Below are 16,564 nucleotides of genomic sequence, written 5' to 3'. Positions count from 1 at the left end.
GGCCACTTGTCAGTACTGACAGCACCTTACGCCTGTGCGTCGGCTTCAGCGATCTGCGTCCACAACGCCGGAGCGCCGGCCGACTTGGCGATGATTTCCAGTCGTGCCAGGTGCGCCGCCAGTTCTTCCTCGGTAGCGCGGATAATGCGCGCCGGTTGACGATCGGCTGGCAGGCGGCGGATTTCGGTGGCCGAGTTGTCGGCGCCCTCGCCAGTGCCATTGCCGTCGGAGGCATTGCCGGCCAGCGACAGACTGGTCTGGCCACCGGTCATGGTCAGGTAGACGTCGGCGAGAATTTCCGAGTCGAGCAAAGCGCCGTGCAGTTCACGGCCGGAGTTGTCGACACCGTAACGCTTGCACAATGCATCGAGGCTGTTGCGCTGTCCCGGGTGACGTTCCCGGGCCATCATCAGGGTGTCGAGGATCGTGCAGTGCTGGGTGATGTCGGCGCGATCGTGCTGGCCCATCAGGGCGAATTCGTTGTTGATGAAACCAACGTCGAACGCCGCGTTATGGATGATCAGCTGTGCGCCTTTGATGAACTCGAAGAACTCGTCAGCGACTTCAGCAAAACGCGGCTTGCCGACCAGAAATTCGTTGGTGATGCCATGGACGCCGATGGCGCCTTCATCACTTTCACGATCCGGTTGCAGGTAAACGTGAAAGTGCCGGCCCGTCAGGCGCCGACCAATCAGTTCGACACAGCCGATTTCGATGATCCGGTGACCATCGGTCACCGGCATGCCGGTGGTTTCGGTATCGAGTACAACGGATCTGGTGGCCATCAGTGTTCAGCTCTCAACGGGTCAATCGTGCAAAGGCGCGGATGTTAGCACGCCCGGCGGGGTGTTTCAGGTGGACCGTGTCGCACCCTTCGCGAGCAGGCTCGCTCCCACATTGGAATGCATTCCAATTCAGTGAAGTGGCATCAGATCTGGAATGCATTTCCCTGTGGGAGCGAGCCTGCTCGCGAAGGCCGCGCCACGGTGTAACGACAAATTCAGTTCTGCTTGTAACCGCGAACCTCATCCACGCCGCGGTTGGCCAGTTGGTCGGCCCGCTCGTTACCGTGGTGGCCGATATGCCCGCGCACCCATTTCCATTTCACGGTGTGACGGTTGACCTGCTCGTCCAGCTCTTTCCACAGGTCGGCGTTCTTCACCGGCTCCTTGGCCGCGGTCTTCCAGCCGCGCTTTTTCCAGTTGGCCATCCACTCGTTGATGCCCTTCATCACGTACTGCGAGTCGGTCACCAGCAGCACCTCGCACGGGCGCTTGAGCGCTTCGAGGCCACGGATCGCACCGAGCAGTTCCATGCGGTTGTTGGTGGTGTTGGCTTCGCCGCCCCACAGCTCTTTTTCGACGCCTTTGCACACCAGCAACGCGCCCCAGCCGCCCGGGCCGGGATTGCCTTTGCAGGCACCGTCGGTGAACAGTTCTACGGTGTCGACGCTTTCCACGCTTTCGCTCATGCCAGTCTTTCCAGAAAAATGCTGTCTTGCCGATTGCGGATCGACAATGACCGCGGCCGGGAAAACCCGACCACGAATACAAGAAGGTTTACGGTTCGATGCGGCGGCGATTGACCTTGGCCATCGGCAGCGGAATCAGCTTGCCCATCGGCTCGCGACGTTCCTGACGCAATGGCCGCAGGCCGACCACGATCTTGCGCGCGACCAGTAGATAGAAGCCGCCGCCAGACAATTGCCAGTCGCCGGCCTTGCGCTCCCAGCCGGCCAGACGGGCCTGCCACTTGGGTGACGCGAGCGGCGGACGATAGCACCCGAAGCGGCGTTTCTCCAGCGCAAACCCGAGCAGGTTGAGCCAGTCGCCGAGCCGCGACGGCGAGATGCAGCGCGCCTGGCGCAAGGCATCGTGGGCGAAGACATGACGCAGCCCCCAGGTGCTCCACGGATTGATGCCGATGATCAGCAGGTGTCCGCCGGGCCGCACGGCGCTCGCCGCTTCGCGAAGCAAACCGTGGGGCGACAGGCAGAAATCCAGACCGTGTTGCATCACCACGACATCGGCAGCGTGTTCACTCAACGGCCAGGCCTGCTCTTCGCAGACAATCTCGACGCCGGGCAGCGGCGCGCCAAGGCGCACGTTGCGCTGCACTTGCGGCGCGGCCGGCGGGGTCTCGGCCGATGGCCCGTAATGCACCAGATAACCGCCGAAGAACCGCCCCAGTTCGTCTTCGAGCATGCGCCGCTCTTCATCGAGCAACAATTGCCCGAGCGGGCCGGACAGCCATTCACGGGCTGCGCCGATCAGGGCCAGCCAGTCAGGATCAGCCTGTGCGAACGCTTTATCACTCATCGCATTCTCCAAAGCGCCAGGAACTACTAAGATGCGCCAATGTTTTCCGCTTGGCGATTCCGACGATGATACAGATCAGTGCCCTGCCCGCGTTCACCGACAACTACATCTGGTTGTTACAGGATCACCGCTCCCAACGTTGCGCGGTGGTCGATCCGGGCGATGCCGCGCCCGTGCAGGCCTGGCTAGACGGCCATCCGGGCTGGGTGTTGAGCGATATCCTGATCACCCATCATCATCACGATCACGTCGGCGGCGTCGAGCGCCTGAAAGCGGCGACCGGCGCGAAAGTCTACGGCCCGGCCAGCGAAAGCATTCCGGGGCGCGACGTGGCGCTCAAGGACGACGACAGCGTCAGCGTGCTCGGCTGGGATTTCGCCGTCTACGCAGTGCCCGGTCACACCTTGGGACACATTGCCTATTACCACCACGGTCTGCTGTTCTGCGGCGACACCCTGTTCGCCGCCGGTTGCGGGCGCCTGTTCGAAGGCACGCCGGAGCAAATGCACCAGTCGCTCAGCCGTCTCGCTGCCTTGCCTGAAGATACGCTGGTTTACTGCACCCATGAATACACCCTGAGCAACCTCAAGTTTGCAGCCGCCGTTGAACCGGGCAACGCGGACATTGCCGCCCGTCTGGAAAAAGTCATGCAGCAACGGCAAAACGGCGTCATGACCCTGCCCTCGACGCTGGCCCTGGAAAAGCTCACCAACCCGTTTTTGCGCACTTCTGAAACATTGGTTACACAAAAAGTGGACGAACGGGCAGGCGCTCAAAACCGGGCGCCGAGCGAGGTATTTGCGGCTTTGCGGGCCTGGAAAGATACGTTCTAAGTCACCCGCTGGTTGGCACAAATATTCTGAATGGTTGACCGCGGGGGGTGCGCTTTCTAGAATCGCCCGACATTTTTGCCCGGAACTTACTTCCAGCCAATGTCGTCATCCATACGTAAGTCCGTCAATTCAGACGCATTGACCCGCCTGGCGCAAGCCATCGCGGTGGCTGTGTCCGCCACGCTGGCGGGCTGTTCCAGCCATGCTCCGCAGACTGAAGCGACCCATACGCCGAACATTGCTGCGCGAGCCAAGCAGAAGCCGATCTGGCTGACCGAAAAGCCCAGCCCGCAAGTGCCTCAGGACGTCTGGGAACGCATGCGCGCAGGTTTCCAGTTGCAGGAAAGCCTGGGCGTCAACCCGCGCATCGAGCAACAGCGCCTGTGGTTCGCCAGCAATCCTTCTTTCCTCGAGAACGCCGGCGAACGCGGCAGTCTCTATATTCACTACATCGTCGAGCGCCTCGAAGAGCGCAACATGCCGCTGGAACTGGCCCTGCTGCCAGTGATCGAGAGCGCCTACAACCCGATGGCCTATTCCCGGGCCGACGCTTCGGGCCTGTGGCAGTTCATCCCGTCCACCGGGCGTTACTTCAACCTGCGTCAAACCCGTTTCTACGATGGCCGTCGCGACATCACCGCTTCGACCACTGCCGCAATGGATTACCTGACCCGCCTGCATGACATGTTCAACGGCGACTGGCTGCTGGCCCTGGCGGCTTATAACGCCGGCGAAGGCACGGTCAGCCGCGCCATCGAGCGTAACGAGAAGCTCGGCCTGCCGACCGACTACTGGAACCTGTCGTCGTTGCCGGCGGAAACCCAGGCCTACGTGCCGAAACTGCTGGCGTTGTCGCAAGTGGTGCTGGCGCCGGAAGCCTATGGCGTCAACCTCAATCCGATTGCCAACGAACCGTACTTCCAGGTCGTCGAAATCAACCAGCGCATGGACCTGTCCAAGGTCGCCGCGGTGGCCAACATCGACGAAGACGAGCTGTTCCAGCTCAACCCGGCGTTCAAGCAGCGCACTACCATCGACGGCCCGCAGCATTTGCTGGTACCGACTTCCAAGGCGCAATTGCTGACGGCCAGTCTGCAGACCATGCGACCGGAAGAGCTGATCAGCCCGCGCTCGCTGAAACCGGTGTTCGAAGGCGCCGATCCGTCGGAAGTGGCGCAGCTCAAGCGCGCTTACCGGGTCAAGCGTGGCGACAATCTCGGTTCCATTGCCAAGGCCAACAAGGTTGAGGTGAAGGACCTGCAGCGCTGGAACAAGCTGACCGGCAAGAATCTCAAGGTCGGTCAGACGCTGGTGATGCAGGACACCAGCAAACGCGCGCCTGCCCGCAAGTCTGGCCGGGTCAACACGGTGGTGGCGGCCAACAGCAAGTCGAAAAGCAAAGACGACAATCAGCAGCAGACCCAGTACAAGGTCAAGCGTGGCGACACCTTGTATGTGGTGGCCAAGCGTTTCAACGTGCAGATGCAGCACCTCAAACGCTGGAATCCGGGCGCCGGCAAGGCCTTGAAGCCTGGGCAGATGCTCACGGTTTATCAGCCGCATTGATTGCAAGAGCCCCTGAGTGTTCGGGGGCTTTTTTTTGCATCGGATTTTTTTGGTGCAGGAAAGATCCCTCCCCCTCACCCCAGCCCTCTCCCCAGGGGGCGAGGGGAAAGGGAGCCGATCTCCATGCTTTTCAGATCCTGAGTTCAACTCGACATTCACGTCGATGCACATCAAACAAACACCACAGTCAGTCCCCTCTCCCTCCGGGAGAGGGTTAGGGTGAGGGGCTTTTGACTTTCGGGCACCCAGCCACTCCAAAAGGCCAAGGTGAGGGCGCTTCGCCCCGACGATTAACCCCGCATTAACCCATGATCTTTTTCCTGTCCAGACAAGCTGTTACTGTACGGCCCACAAAGCCCAAGCCGCTGGATCGGATCTGACTTGAAGCGTGCCCTCCCCCTGCTCCTGATCAGCCTGGCCTTGAGCTCAACCGCAAGCGCGACGATTACCGAAAGTCACGGTTATGCGCAGTTCGGCACGCTCAAGTACCCGGCCAGATTTACCCATTTCGATTGGGTCAACCCGCAAGCGCCCAAGGGCGGTACGTTGCGGGTGATGGCGTTCGGCACGTTCGATACGGTCAATCCGTACACCTTCAAGGGCACCAGCCCGGTCACCACCGCGAATTTCCTCCAGTACGGCATCAACGAGCTGAACGAGCCGTTGATGGTCGGCACTGGGCAGTATTCGCCGTCCGGTGACGAGCCGGCGTCGAGTTATGGTTTGATCGCGCAATCGGTGGAATACAGCGAAGATCGCAGCTGGGTGGTGTTTAATCTGCGCCCGGAAGCGCGGTTTCACGACGGCGCGCCGATTACCGCGTATGACGTTGCGTTCTCCTATCGCCTGTTATTGAAGGAAGGCCATCCGCTGTACCGCACAGCCCTGCAAGAGGTGCTGCGCGTCGACATTCTGAACAAGCAGCGCATTCGATTCGTGCTCAAGCGCTCGGGCAATCCGCTGTTGATCCTGCGCCTCGGCGAATTGCCGGTGCTGCCGCAGCATTACTGGAAGGACCGCGACTTCAAGGCCACCACGTTCGAACCGCCGCTGGGCAGCGGCCCGTACCGCATCACCGCGGTGACGCCGGGGCGGCAGCTGATTTTCGAGCGGGTCAAGGATTACTGGGGCAAGGACCTGGCGGTCAATCGCGGCAAGTACAACTTCGATCGCATGGAAGTCGAGTTCTACCGCGACAGCGATGTGGCGTTCGAAGCGTTCAAGGCGGGTGAATTCGACATCTACATCGAGCATCAGGCGAAGAACTGGGTCAACGGCTACAACTTTCCGGCCATACGCCGGGGCGAGGTGATCAAGGCGCAGATTCCGCATCAGATCCCGACCCAGACTCAGGGCCTGTTCATGAACACCCGCCGCGCGACGTTTGCCGATGTGAAGACCCGTGAAGCGCTGGGCCTGATGTTCGACTTCGAGTGGACTAACCGCACGTTGTTCAGCGACGCCTACCAGCGCACCACCAGTTATTACCCCAACAGCGAATTCACCGCCAGCGGCCTGCCGGTCGGGCATGAATGGCTGATGCTCAAGCCGTACAAGGACCAGTTGCCGGCGAGGCTGTTTACCGAGCCGTTCACCCTGCCAACCACCGATGGTCGCGGCATTCCGCGCGAAACCATGCGTAAAGCCCTGGCGCTACTCGCCGAGGCTGGCTGGAAACTTCACGGCCAGCGTCTGCAGAACGCCGCCGGCCAGCCGCTGCGCTTCGAGCTACTACTGGTCAATCCGAATCTGGAGCGTCTTTACCAGCCGTACATCGTCAATCTCAACAGCATCGGCATCGACGCACGCCTGCGCACCGTTGATCGGGCTCAGTACAAACAGCGCCTCGATCAATTCGATTTCGACATGATCTCGATGACGCTGGGTCAGACTCTCAGCCCGGGCCTGGAGCAGTGGCAGTACTTCCACTCCAGCCAGGTGAACGTCAAGGGCAGCAAGAATTACGCGGGCATCGCCAACCCAGTGGTCGATCACCTGCTCGAACAATTGCTCGCCGCGCGCACTCGCGACGAGCAGGTCGCCGCCGGCAAGGCGCTCGACCGCGTGCTGCTGTGGCAGCACTACAGCATTCCCAACTGGTACCTCAATTATCACCGTCTGGCCTACCGCAACCGGTTGGCCTTTGTCACTACGCCGCCCTATACCCTGGGCCTGAGCGCGTGGTGGCTGAAGTCCTCGGAGAAAGATCGATGAACGCTGTTCGCGCCCTGCTCGTGCAGGCCAGCGGCTTGCTGTTTGCCGGGCTGGCCTGCGCCGCCCCGCAACACGCCGTGACCCTGTACAACGAGCCGCCGAAATACCCGGCCGATTTCAAGCATTTCGATTACGTGAACCCCGATGCACCCAAGGGCGGCGTGTTCCGCCAGGCCGGCTTTGGCGGCTTCGACAGCCTCAACCCGTTCATCAGCAAAGGTGTGCCCGCCGATGACATCGGACAGATCTACGACACCCTGACCAAACACAGCCTCGACGAGCCATTCACCGAATACGGACTGATCGCCGGCAAGATCGAAAAAGCCCCTGACAACAGCTGGGTGCGTTTCTACCTGCGCCCCGAAGCGCGTTTCCATGATGGTCACCCGGTGCGTGCCGAAGATGTGGTGTTCAGCTTCAACACCCTGACCAAGGAAGGCTCGCCGATGTTTCGCGGCTATTACAGCGACGTCGCCGAAGTGGTCGCCGAAGACCCGCTGAAAGTGCTGTTCAAGTTCAAGCACAGCAACAACCGCGAACTGCCGCTGATTCTCGGCCAGTTACCGGTACTGCCGAAACACTGGTGGGCCGAGCGCGACTTCAACAAGGGCAATCTGGAGATTCCGCTGGGCAGCGGCCCGTACAAGGTCACCGAGGTCAAGGCCGGTCGTTCGGTGCGTTACGAGCGGGTCAAGGATTACTGGGGCAAGGACCTGCCGGTCAACCGTGGGTTCTACAACTTCGACACGATGACCACCGATTACTATCGCGACAACACCGTTGCTCTCGAAGCCTTGAAGGCCGGGCAGTTCGATTACTGGCTGGAAATGACCGCGAAGAACTGGGCCAATGCCTATAACGTTCCGGCGGTCACCGAGGGCCGTCTGATCAAGGAACTGATCGCCAACAGCAACCCGACCGGCATGCAGGGTTTTGTCTTCAACCTGCGCCGCCCGATGTTTCAGGATGTGCGCGTGCGTCAGGCGCTCGGCCTGCTGTTCGATTTTGAATGGACCAACAAGCAATTGTTCAACGGCGCCTACGTGCGCACCCGCAGTTATTTCGAAAACTCGGAAATGGCCGCCACCGGCCTGCCCGACGCCGAGCAACGGGCGATTCTCGAACCGTTCCGCAACAAGCTGCCGGCGCAGGTATTCAGCGAGGCCTATGAAAACCCCAGGACCGACGCCAGCGGCATGATCCGCAGCCAGCAACGCGAGGCTTACCAACTGCTGCAGGAGGCCGGCTGGAAAATCGTCGACGACAAAATGGTCGATGCCACGGGCAAACCGGTGGTGATCGAATTCCTGCTCGCGCAGACCGAATTCGAACGCGTGCTGCTGCCGTTCAAGCGCAACCTCAGCGACCTGGGCATCGACCTGGTGATCCGCCGCGTCGACGTCTCGCAGTACATCAACCGCGTGCGTTCGCGGGACTTCGACATGATGGTCGGCAGCTTCCCGCAATCCAACTCGCCGGGCAACGAACAGCGCGAATACTGGATGAGCGCCGCCGCCGACAAACCGAGCAGCCGCAACAGCATGGGTCTGAAGGATCCGATCGTCGATCAACTGGTGGAAAGCCTGATCAACGCCGATTCGCGCAACAGCCTGGTGGCCCACGCACGGGCCCTCGACCGCGTGCTGCAATGGGGCTATTACGTGGTGCCGAACTGGCACATCAAGAGCTGGCGTGTGGCGTACTGGAACCACATCGGCCACCCGAAAACCTCGCCCAAGTACGACATCGGCATCAATACCTGGTGGGTCAAGCCTGACGCCAAACCTGCGGTAGAAGTCCAAACCCAACTGCAAGCCGACCCTGCGGGCACGGAGTAATCAGATGCTGGCGTATATCTTTCGGCGACTGTTGCTGATCATCCCGACCCTGTTCGGCATTCTGCTGATCAACTTCGTGATCATTCAGGCCGCGCCCGGCGGGCCGGTGGAACAGATGATCGCCAAGCTCGAAGGCTTTGAAGGCGCCACCAGCCGGATTGCCGGCGGCGGTGCCGAGGTGGCAGTGGCCGGCTCGTCGTATCGCGGCGCGCAGGGCCTCGATCCGGCGCTGATCAAGGAAATCGAGCACATGTACGGGTTCGACAAATCGGCCCCGGAACGCCTGTGGATCATGGTCAAGAACTACGCCCGGCTGGATTTCGGCGACAGCTTCTTCCGCGACGCCAAGGTCATCGACCTGATCAAGGAAAAGATGCCGGTGTCGATTTCGCTGGGGCTATGGAGCACGCTGATCATGTACCTGGTGTCGATCCCGCTGGGGATCGCCAAGGCCACGCGGCATGGCAGCCATTTCGACGTCTGGACCAGTTCGGCAATCATCGTCGGTTATGCGATCCCGGCGTTTCTGTTTGCGATCCTGCTGATCGTGGTGTTCGCCGGCGGCAGTTATCTGGACTGGTTCCCGTTGCGCGGGCTGACCTCGAACAACTTCGATGAATTGAGCCTGGGCGGCAAGATCCTTGATTACTTCTGGCACCTGGCACTACCGGTCACGGCGCTGGTGATCGGCAACTTCGCGACCATGACCCTGCTGACCAAAAACAGCTTCCTCGACGAGATCAACAAACAGTACGTGGTCACCGCCAAGGCCAAAGGCCTGACGCGCAATCGTGTGTTGTACGGGCACGTGTTCCGCAACGCGATGCTGCTGGTGATTGCCGGATTCCCGTCGGCGTTCATCGGGATTTTCTTCACCGGCTCGTTGCTGGTGGAAGTGATCTTCTCCCTCGACGGCCTCGGCCTGATGAGTTTCGAAGCGGCGATCAACCGCGATTATCCGGTGGTGTTCGGCACGCTGTTCATCTTCACCCTGCTCGGGCTGGTAGTGAAACTGATCGGCGACCTCACTTACACCTTCGTCGATCCGCGCATCGACTTCGAAAGCCGGGAGCATTGAGATGAACCTGTCCCCTCTCAACCGCCGCCGCTTCGAACTGTTCAAGGCCAACAAGCGTGGCTGGTGGTCGCTGTGGCTGTTTCTGATCCTGTTCGGGCTAAGCCTCGGTGCCGAGCTGATCGCCAATGACAAGCCGCTGGTGGTGCATTACGACAACCACTGGTATTTCCCGGCAATCAAGCGCTACCCGGAGACCACCTTCGGCGGCGAATTCCCGCTGGAAGCCAACTACAAGAGCCCGTACATCCGCGAACTGCTCAAGGCCAAGGACGCCTGGGTGTTGTGGGCGCCGATCCCCTACAGCTACCAGAGCATCAATTACGACCTGAAAGTCCCGGCCCCGGCGCCGCCCTCGGTGGACAACCTGCTGGGCACCGACGACCAGGGTCGCGATGTGCTGGCGCGGGTGATCTACGGCTTCCGCATTTCCGTGTTGTTTGCGCTGACCTTGACCGTGCTGAGTTCGATCATCGGCGTGATTGCCGGTGCCCTTCAGGGGTTTTATGGCGGCTGGGTCGATCTGGCCGGGCAGCGCTTTCTGGAGATCTGGTCGGGGTTGCCAGTGCTGTATCTGCTGATCATCCTCGCCAGTTTCGTCCAGCCGAATTTCTGGTGGCTGCTGGGGATCATGCTGCTGTTCTCGTGGATGAGCCTGGTCGACGTGGTGCGCGCGGAGTTTCTGCGTGGACGCAACCTTGAATACGTGCGTGCCGCCAGAGCGCTGGGCATGCAGAACGGCGCAATCATGTTCCGTCACATTCTGCCCAACGCCATGGTTTCGACCATGACCTTCATGCCGTTCATCCTCACCGGCGCCATCGGCACCCTGACCGCGCTGGACTTTCTCGGCTTCGGCTTGCCGGCCGGCAGCCCGTCGCTGGGTGAACTGGTCGCGCAGGGCAAATCCAACCTGCAGGCACCGTGGCTGGGCATGAGCGCGTTTGCCGTGCTGGCGCTGATGTTGAGCCTGCTGGTGTTTATCGGCGAGTCCGCTCGCGATGCCTTCGACCCGAGGAAGTGAAATGAATCAGGACAATCTGATCGAAGTGCGCGACCTCGCCGTCGAGTTCGGTTTCGGCGAGCGCATCCATCGCGTGGTCGAGGGCGTGAGTTTCGACATCAAGCGCGGCGAAACCCTGGCGCTGGTCGGTGAATCGGGCTCGGGCAAATCGGTGACCGCGCATTCGATCCTGCGCTTGCTGCCCTACCCCATGGCGCGCCATCCGGCCGGCAGCATCAATTACGCCGGGCAAAACCTGCTGGGCCTGAGTGAAAAGACCATCCGCCACATTCGCGGCAATCGCATCGCGATGATCTTTCAAGAGCCGATGACGTCGCTCAATCCGCTGCACTCGATCGAGAAGCAGATCAACGAAGTGCTCGGCATCCACAAGGGCCTGTCCGGTAAGGTCGCGACCAAGCGCACCCTGGAGCTGCTGGAGATGGTCGGCATTCCCGAGCCGCACAAACGCCTCAAGGCCCTGCCCCACGAACTCTCCGGCGGCCAGCGCCAGCGCGTGATGATCGCCATGGCCCTGGCCAACGAACCGGAACTGCTGATCGCCGACGAGCCGACCACCGCACTGGACGTGACCGTTCAGCTGAAAATCCTCGATTTGCTCAAGGAACTTCAGGCGCGATTGGGCATGTCGCTGTTACTGATCAGTCACGATTTGAACCTGGTGCGAAGAATTGCGCATCGCGTATGTGTCATGCAGCGCGGTTGCATCGTCGAACAGGCATCGTGCGCAGAGCTGTTCCGTTCGCCGCAGCATCCGTACACTCGGGAATTGCTCGGCGCGGAGCCCAGCGGCGGCCCGGCGAGCAATAAAGTCGGCGCGCCGCTGCTCGAAGTCGCGGACCTGAAAGTCTGGTTCCCGATCAAGAAAGGCCTGCTCAAGCGCACGGTGGATCACGTCAAGGCAGTGGACGGCATCAATTTCAGCCTGCCTCAGGGTCAGACGCTGGGGATCGTGGGGGAAAGCGGTTCCGGCAAATCGACGCTCGGTCTGGCGATTTTGCGCCTGATCGGCAGCCAGGGCGGCATCCGTTTTGAAGGCAAGCAGCTAGACTGCCTGACGCAGAACGAGGTTCGCCCGTTGCGGCGCGAGATGCAGGTGGTGTTTCAGGACCCGTTCGGCAGCCTGAGCCCGCGCATGTGCGTCAATGACATCGTCGGCGAAGGCCTGCGGATACACAAGATGGGCACCGCGGCCGAACAGGAAGCGGCAATCATTGCGGCATTGAAGGAGGTAGGTCTGGATCCGGAAACCCGGCACCGCTACCCCCACGAATTTTCCGGTGGGCAACGGCAGCGAATCGCCATTGCCCGGGCTTTGGTGCTGAAACCGGCGCTGATCCTGCTGGACGAGCCGACGTCGGCGCTCGACCGGACGGTGCAGCGGCAAGTGGTGGAGCTGTTGCGTTCACTGCAAGCCAAGTACAACCTGACGTATTTGTTCATCAGCCATGACCTGGCTGTCGTCAAAGCGCTGAGCCACCAGCTGATGGTGGTCAAGCATGGCCAAGTGGTCGAACAGGGAGACGCGCAAAGTATCTTTGCCGCCCCCCAACATCCGTATACACAGCAGTTGCTGGAAGCCGCTTTTCTGGCACCAGCCACTGCGCAATAACCTGAAAGAGGAGCAACACATGGGTTTTCTCGCCGGTAAGCGCGTACTGATCGTCGGTGTCGCCAGCAAGCTGTCCATCGCATCCGGCATCGCTGCCGCCATGCATCGCGAGGGCGCTGAGCTTGCCTTCACTTATCAGAACGACAAACTCAAGGGTCGCGTCGAAGAATTCGCACAAGGCTGGGGCTCGAGCCCTGAGCTGTGCTTCCCGTGCGACGTGGCCAGCGATGAAGAAATCGCCAAGGTCTTCGAACAACTGAGCAAGAAGTGGGACGGCCTGGACTGCATCGTTCACTCCGTCGGCTTCGCCCCGGGCGACCAACTGGACGGCGACTTCACCGAAGCCACCACCCGTGAAGGTTTCCGCATTGCTCACGACATCAGCGCCTACAGCTTCGTGGCCCTGGCCAAAGCCGGCCGCGAAATGATGAAAGGCCGCAATGGCAGCCTGCTGACCCTGTCGTACCTGGGCGCCGAGCGCACCATGCCGAACTACAACGTCATGGGCATGGCCAAGGCTTCGCTGGAAGCTGGCGTGCGTTACCTGGCCGGTTCCCTGGGCCCGGACGGCACCCGCGTCAACTGCGTATCGGCCGGCCCGATCCGCACCCTGGCAGCCTCGGGCATCAAGAACTTCCGCAAGATGCTCGCCGCCAACGAAGCGCAAACCCCACTGCGCCGCAACGTCACCATCGAAGAAGTCGGCAACGCCGGCGCCTTCCTGTGCTCCGACCTGGCGTCGGGCATCAGCGGTGAAATCATGTACGTGGACGGCGGCTTCAACACCACCGCCATGGGCAACATCGAAGAGTAATCTTCGCTGGCATAAAAAAACCCGTCGAATGACGGGTTTTTTTATGCCTTGGCGAAAGTCCCCGCCCATACACATGTACCACCTGCCCCGCCCGCCATCGCTCGACAATCGGCGCTTGATGCCTGTCAGCCGCCATGGAGAGCGCAAATGAACGACACCGTGCAAGCCGCGTCACCGCAAAAGACCTTTCTTCAAAATCTGATCGATGAGTTGACGGCCGTCCCTGTCGTCAATCCCGGGGAACCGCAACGCACACTGGAAATCCCTCGCGCTTGCCTGCTGCGCGAATGGATGGAGCTGTACTGGGCCGCCCTGGAGCAGCCCGAATTTCTTGACTGGGCCAGTCGCTTCCATATTGATCTGGATACGCTGCGGATCAAAGGCGCGACGCTGGAGGCGCAAACCCAGGCGAACGGCGCCGTTAAACTGCGCACGTTCACGCTGGACGATGATTCGGGCTGGTGGCAGATCGCACCGCTGTTGGTGTGGATCGCCCAGCGCATCGATCCGGGCGAATGGGGCTTACCGTATATCGGCGGCAAATCGGCCAATCCGCTGTATCGCTTTCCACGCCAGGTCGTGCTGGCGTTTTACGGTTATCCCGAGCCGCAAAACCTCGCCCAGGCGAAAGTGATGGTCGCTGAACTGAAAGCAGGCGGCTTCGCGGCGATTGACGAAAATGGCCACACCACGTCGGCCGTGGTCAAAGAGCGCGCTGCGCAACTGGAGGATTTCCAGGCCATTGCCTGCACCCTCGAAACAGTTTTGCAGACCCTCGAGCCGTTTGAACAACGCGGCCTCGAGGACACACCCGTGTCACTGACTTCCTCGTCGGTTTCAGCCAGTCGTGGCGGTCCGCGTTTCAAGCTTGGCCCGCTGCTGGAACGCTACGCCTTGCCCATCCCGGAGGATGCCGAACAAGCCAAAGCGCTGGCGCAACGCCTGCGCGACCATCGCTGGCCGGCGTTGCCGTATGTCAGCGATTACGTGCAGACCGGCAACTCGATCATTAGCTACCGGCATGGCTTTGCCGATATCGAAGACGGGCGTTATATCCTGCGCCGACTGCAAGCGCTGAGCTGGAACAAGTCGCCTGCGGCGAAAATCGACCTGGAAGAGTTCAGCGTGCCCGATCCCGACTCAGCGCTGACGGGATGGATGGAGTTGGGCCAAAGTGGTCTGAAGATATTGGGTTCGCATCCGGCTTTTCAGGCCATTTTGTCGAAGCACAAGCTACCTGCCGATAGCGCACTGCTGGTAACTGAGTCCGGTCATGTCGGCACGGCCAGCGAACAGGGCTGGATCACCCTGACTGCAGAGGTGGAAAAACACGCCGACCTGAAAGTCTATCGCGATCGCCTCAAGGCCAAGGCACGCAAGGCCGGCGGTGCCTTTCGCACCAGCGGCAAGGTGACGCTGGGGCAAATGCTGCGCTTTTATGAACTGCCTTTGCCGAAAACCGTCGAGCAAGCCCTCACGTTTGTCAAATGGGACAAGATCAACCTGCACATGCGTCCCGGCCACATGAATCACTGGTATCTGCTCGGTCGCCCCGGCACACAGACCGAGCGCTTCACCACTGAGCAGCGCCAGCAGATCATCGACACGACTCAGGCGTTCCTGCCAAAGGACGCAGCGCCACTGATTGATTACCTCAGCGAAGGCGTCGATACCGATCTGCCTGCAACGAGCCTGAACACCAACGCCGATTACCTGATCAGCCGCATCCTGATCAGCGAACGGGCGCGCTTGCTGGGCAATCAATTACTGAAAAAGCTCGCCCCCGCGGCTCAACCCAAGGATCTGCTGGCCACCAATCGCGACCGTTTGTTGCTTGCTGCGCTGATCCTCAGTCTCGACCCGACGGCGGGCGAGCAATCGGACCGGATCATCGGGCAGGCACTCAATGACGGCTTCTACTGGGGCGAACCGTACACTGAGGTCCGGCGTTTCATCGATCAACAGTTCGATCTGGCGCAGGTGAAGAACAAATCCCTGGCGACGCATCTGCTCCTGTCCGGCAACGCTCCGGAGTTTTTGATCCGTGATATCCCGGTCTCACTGCATTACATGAGTGATTTGCGCTGGGTCCGGCTCAAGCAGATCGTGCTGTACATCGAAGACCGCAGGCCGGGTGTGACGCGCCTGATGACCTACGCGCAATTGACGAATCTGACCCATGGACCCGTCCCGGCGGATTACTACCAATTCCTGCGCAGTGATACCTGCGCTTCTGTCGTTCTGGACTGGGCCGTCGCTCGGGGTGTGGTTCAGCGTGATCAGGAAAATCCGCTCAATCAACCCGCCACGCTCAAACGTGCCGGGCGCCTTTTTCGCGACCATCAGCGCAGGATGCGTGCGTTCTACCACCGGGCGTTCCTGGCAAAATGTCCTGTACCAATAACGGTGGCGCTGAACGACCTGCGCAAGGTCTTCAGCGATAACCCGCATCTGGCAGAACCAGCGCTGTCCAGCCCGGCATCCGCGGCGAACCATTATTCGCTGAGCGAACTGCATGTGGCGGGCAAGTTGTCCGGCGATCTGCAGGGCTGGAAATCGAACACCGAGCAGCTTCAGTTGAGCACATTGAAAGCCTCGTTTGCCCGGCTCAACACGGTATCGCGCTCGTTCCGCTCCGCACTGAGCGCACGCCTGCAGCAGATGAAGGAAGCCCATATCGCCTTCATCAAAGATGCATTTTGCCGACTACCGCTGGCGCAACGACAGGACATCGAAGACAACACGCTGCAATTGTTTGCCTTGCAGTTGCCCACCCCGACAGGTCCCGCCGAGGCTGCAAACACCAACGCCGAGGCGGCGCCGTTTGCCATCATCGCGCTGCTGCGCGGTTCGACGCCGAGGGTGTACGAGATTTTTACCCGCCGGTCGGCGGTTGTATTGCGTCGCGATATTGATGTCGCGCTGCTCAAGCCCTCTGTGGCGAACAACAAGGCCAAATCGCTGCCCTTCGACGCCGAGGCGTATCGCCACGGGACTCTGCCCATCGCCAACGCCACATGCGATGCGCTGATCACCAGCCTCGACATCGAAGGCGCGCCGCTGGCGGCACAAGCGTACAGCGACGTTCCCGATACGTTTTCTTCCAACAAGGTCAACGCCATCGCCCGTACGGCTGTGCGGCACCTGTTTGAGGCATATGAAAGCAAAGCGCTGCAAGCAGCGCTGACCGCCCCTGCGCTCGAGGAAATACAAGCCAATCAGGAGAAATGGCTGAAGTTTTACGCGACGTTGAGCCCGCCGAAATCGTGA

12 protein-coding genes are annotated in these 16,564 nt (G+C 60.6%); 9 read left to right on the top strand and 3 right to left on the bottom strand.

The features are described from left to right. Window positions 1-26: 26 nt before the first annotated feature. The 3 genes from dnaQ to M0746_RS08815 all read right to left on the bottom strand — a co-directional run bounded on the left by dnaQ (window position 27) and on the right by M0746_RS08815 (window position 2,318). Entirely contained in the window at window positions 27-785 is a 759-nt protein-coding gene (gene dnaQ / locus M0746_RS08825) for a DNA polymerase III subunit epsilon (protein WP_208940786.1), read from the bottom strand. Between the two features lie 215 nt (window positions 786-1,000). Further along, entirely contained in the window at window positions 1,001-1,471 is a 471-nt protein-coding gene (rnhA, locus tag M0746_RS08820) for a ribonuclease HI (RefSeq protein ID WP_258448845.1), read from the bottom strand. 88 nt (window positions 1,472-1,559) lie between these two features. After that, complete coding sequence (locus M0746_RS08815; RefSeq protein WP_090282909.1) at window positions 1,560-2,318, bottom strand: class I SAM-dependent methyltransferase; 759 nt, start codon at window positions 2,316-2,318, stop codon at window positions 1,560-1,562. A 65-nt stretch (window positions 2,319-2,383) separates the two neighbouring features. On the opposite strand from M0746_RS08815, the gene gloB reads away from it, so the two are divergent. The 9 genes from gloB (at window position 2,384) to M0746_RS08770 (ending at window position 16,564) form a co-directional block, all read left to right on the top strand. Further along, window positions 2,384-3,151, top strand: coding sequence for a hydroxyacylglutathione hydrolase (gene gloB, locus M0746_RS08810; RefSeq protein WP_258448844.1), 768 nt, complete (start codon window positions 2,384-2,386; stop codon window positions 3,149-3,151). Between the two features lie 99 nt (window positions 3,152-3,250). Continuing rightward, window positions 3,251-4,717, top strand: coding sequence for a LysM peptidoglycan-binding domain-containing protein (locus tag M0746_RS08805; RefSeq protein ID WP_258448843.1), 1,467 nt, complete (start codon window positions 3,251-3,253; stop codon window positions 4,715-4,717). A 381-nt stretch (window positions 4,718-5,098) separates the two neighbouring features. After that, a complete protein-coding gene (locus M0746_RS08800) occupies window positions 5,099-6,931 on the top strand; it encodes an extracellular solute-binding protein (RefSeq protein ID WP_258448842.1) in 1,833 nt (610 codons plus the stop codon). Then, window positions 6,928-8,769, top strand: coding sequence for an extracellular solute-binding protein (locus M0746_RS08795; RefSeq protein WP_258448841.1), 1,842 nt, complete (start codon window positions 6,928-6,930; stop codon window positions 8,767-8,769). Before M0746_RS08800 ends, M0746_RS08795 begins: the two co-directional genes overlap by 4 nt. A 4-nt stretch (window positions 8,770-8,773) precedes the next feature. Further along, window positions 8,774-9,847 (top strand): microcin C ABC transporter permease YejB, encoded by a 1,074-nt coding sequence (locus tag M0746_RS08790; RefSeq protein ID WP_208940781.1) that lies wholly within the window; start codon window positions 8,774-8,776, stop codon window positions 9,845-9,847. Window position 9,848: 1 nt separating this feature from the next. Beyond that, window positions 9,849-10,868, top strand: coding sequence for an ABC transporter permease (locus M0746_RS08785; protein ID WP_258448840.1), 1,020 nt, complete (start codon window positions 9,849-9,851; stop codon window positions 10,866-10,868). A gap of 1 nt (window position 10,869) precedes the next feature. Next, the gene (locus M0746_RS08780; RefSeq protein ID WP_208940780.1) at window positions 10,870-12,480 is read left to right on the top strand and encodes an ABC transporter ATP-binding protein; all 1,611 of its coding nucleotides are present in this window, start codon (window positions 10,870-10,872) and stop codon (window positions 12,478-12,480) included. A gap of 19 nt (window positions 12,481-12,499) precedes the next feature. Further along, window positions 12,500-13,294, top strand: coding sequence for an enoyl-ACP reductase FabI (gene fabI, locus M0746_RS08775; protein WP_014339032.1), 795 nt, complete (start codon window positions 12,500-12,502; stop codon window positions 13,292-13,294). A gap of 147 nt (window positions 13,295-13,441) precedes the next feature. Next, on the top strand, window positions 13,442-16,564 hold the full coding sequence (locus tag M0746_RS08770; protein ID WP_258448839.1) for a hypothetical protein: 3,123 nt from the start codon (window positions 13,442-13,444) through the stop codon (window positions 16,562-16,564).

The organism is Pseudomonas sp. S11P7 (assembly GCF_023195435.1).
Classification (GTDB): domain Bacteria; phylum Pseudomonadota; class Gammaproteobacteria; order Pseudomonadales; family Pseudomonadaceae; genus Aquipseudomonas; species Aquipseudomonas fluorescens_G.
Note: the sequence above shows the minus strand (reverse complement) of the source record. Positions and strands in the feature narration are given on the sequence as shown.

Coding starts and splice junctions, on each gene's coding strand:
- dnaQ (WP_208940786.1), bottom strand. CDS start 785: ATGGCCACCAGATCCGTTGTACTCGATACCGAAACCACCGGCATGCCG.
- rnhA (WP_258448845.1), bottom strand. CDS start 1,471: ATGAGCGAAAGCGTGGAAAGCGTCGACACCGTAGAACTGTTCACCGAC.
- M0746_RS08815 (WP_090282909.1), bottom strand. CDS start 2,318: ATGAGTGATAAAGCGTTCGCACAGGCTGATCCTGACTGGCTGGCCCTG.
- gloB (WP_258448844.1), top strand. CDS start 2,384: ATGATACAGATCAGTGCCCTGCCCGCGTTCACCGACAACTACATCTGG.
- M0746_RS08805 (WP_258448843.1), top strand. CDS start 3,251: ATGTCGTCATCCATACGTAAGTCCGTCAATTCAGACGCATTGACCCGC.
- M0746_RS08795 (WP_258448841.1), top strand. CDS start 6,928: ATGAACGCTGTTCGCGCCCTGCTCGTGCAGGCCAGCGGCTTGCTGTTT.
- M0746_RS08790 (WP_208940781.1), top strand. CDS start 8,774: ATGCTGGCGTATATCTTTCGGCGACTGTTGCTGATCATCCCGACCCTG.
- M0746_RS08785 (WP_258448840.1), top strand. CDS start 9,849: ATGAACCTGTCCCCTCTCAACCGCCGCCGCTTCGAACTGTTCAAGGCC.
- M0746_RS08780 (WP_208940780.1), top strand. CDS start 10,870: ATGAATCAGGACAATCTGATCGAAGTGCGCGACCTCGCCGTCGAGTTC.
- fabI (WP_014339032.1), top strand. CDS start 12,500: ATGGGTTTTCTCGCCGGTAAGCGCGTACTGATCGTCGGTGTCGCCAGC.
- M0746_RS08770 (WP_258448839.1), top strand. CDS start 13,442: ATGAACGACACCGTGCAAGCCGCGTCACCGCAAAAGACCTTTCTTCAA.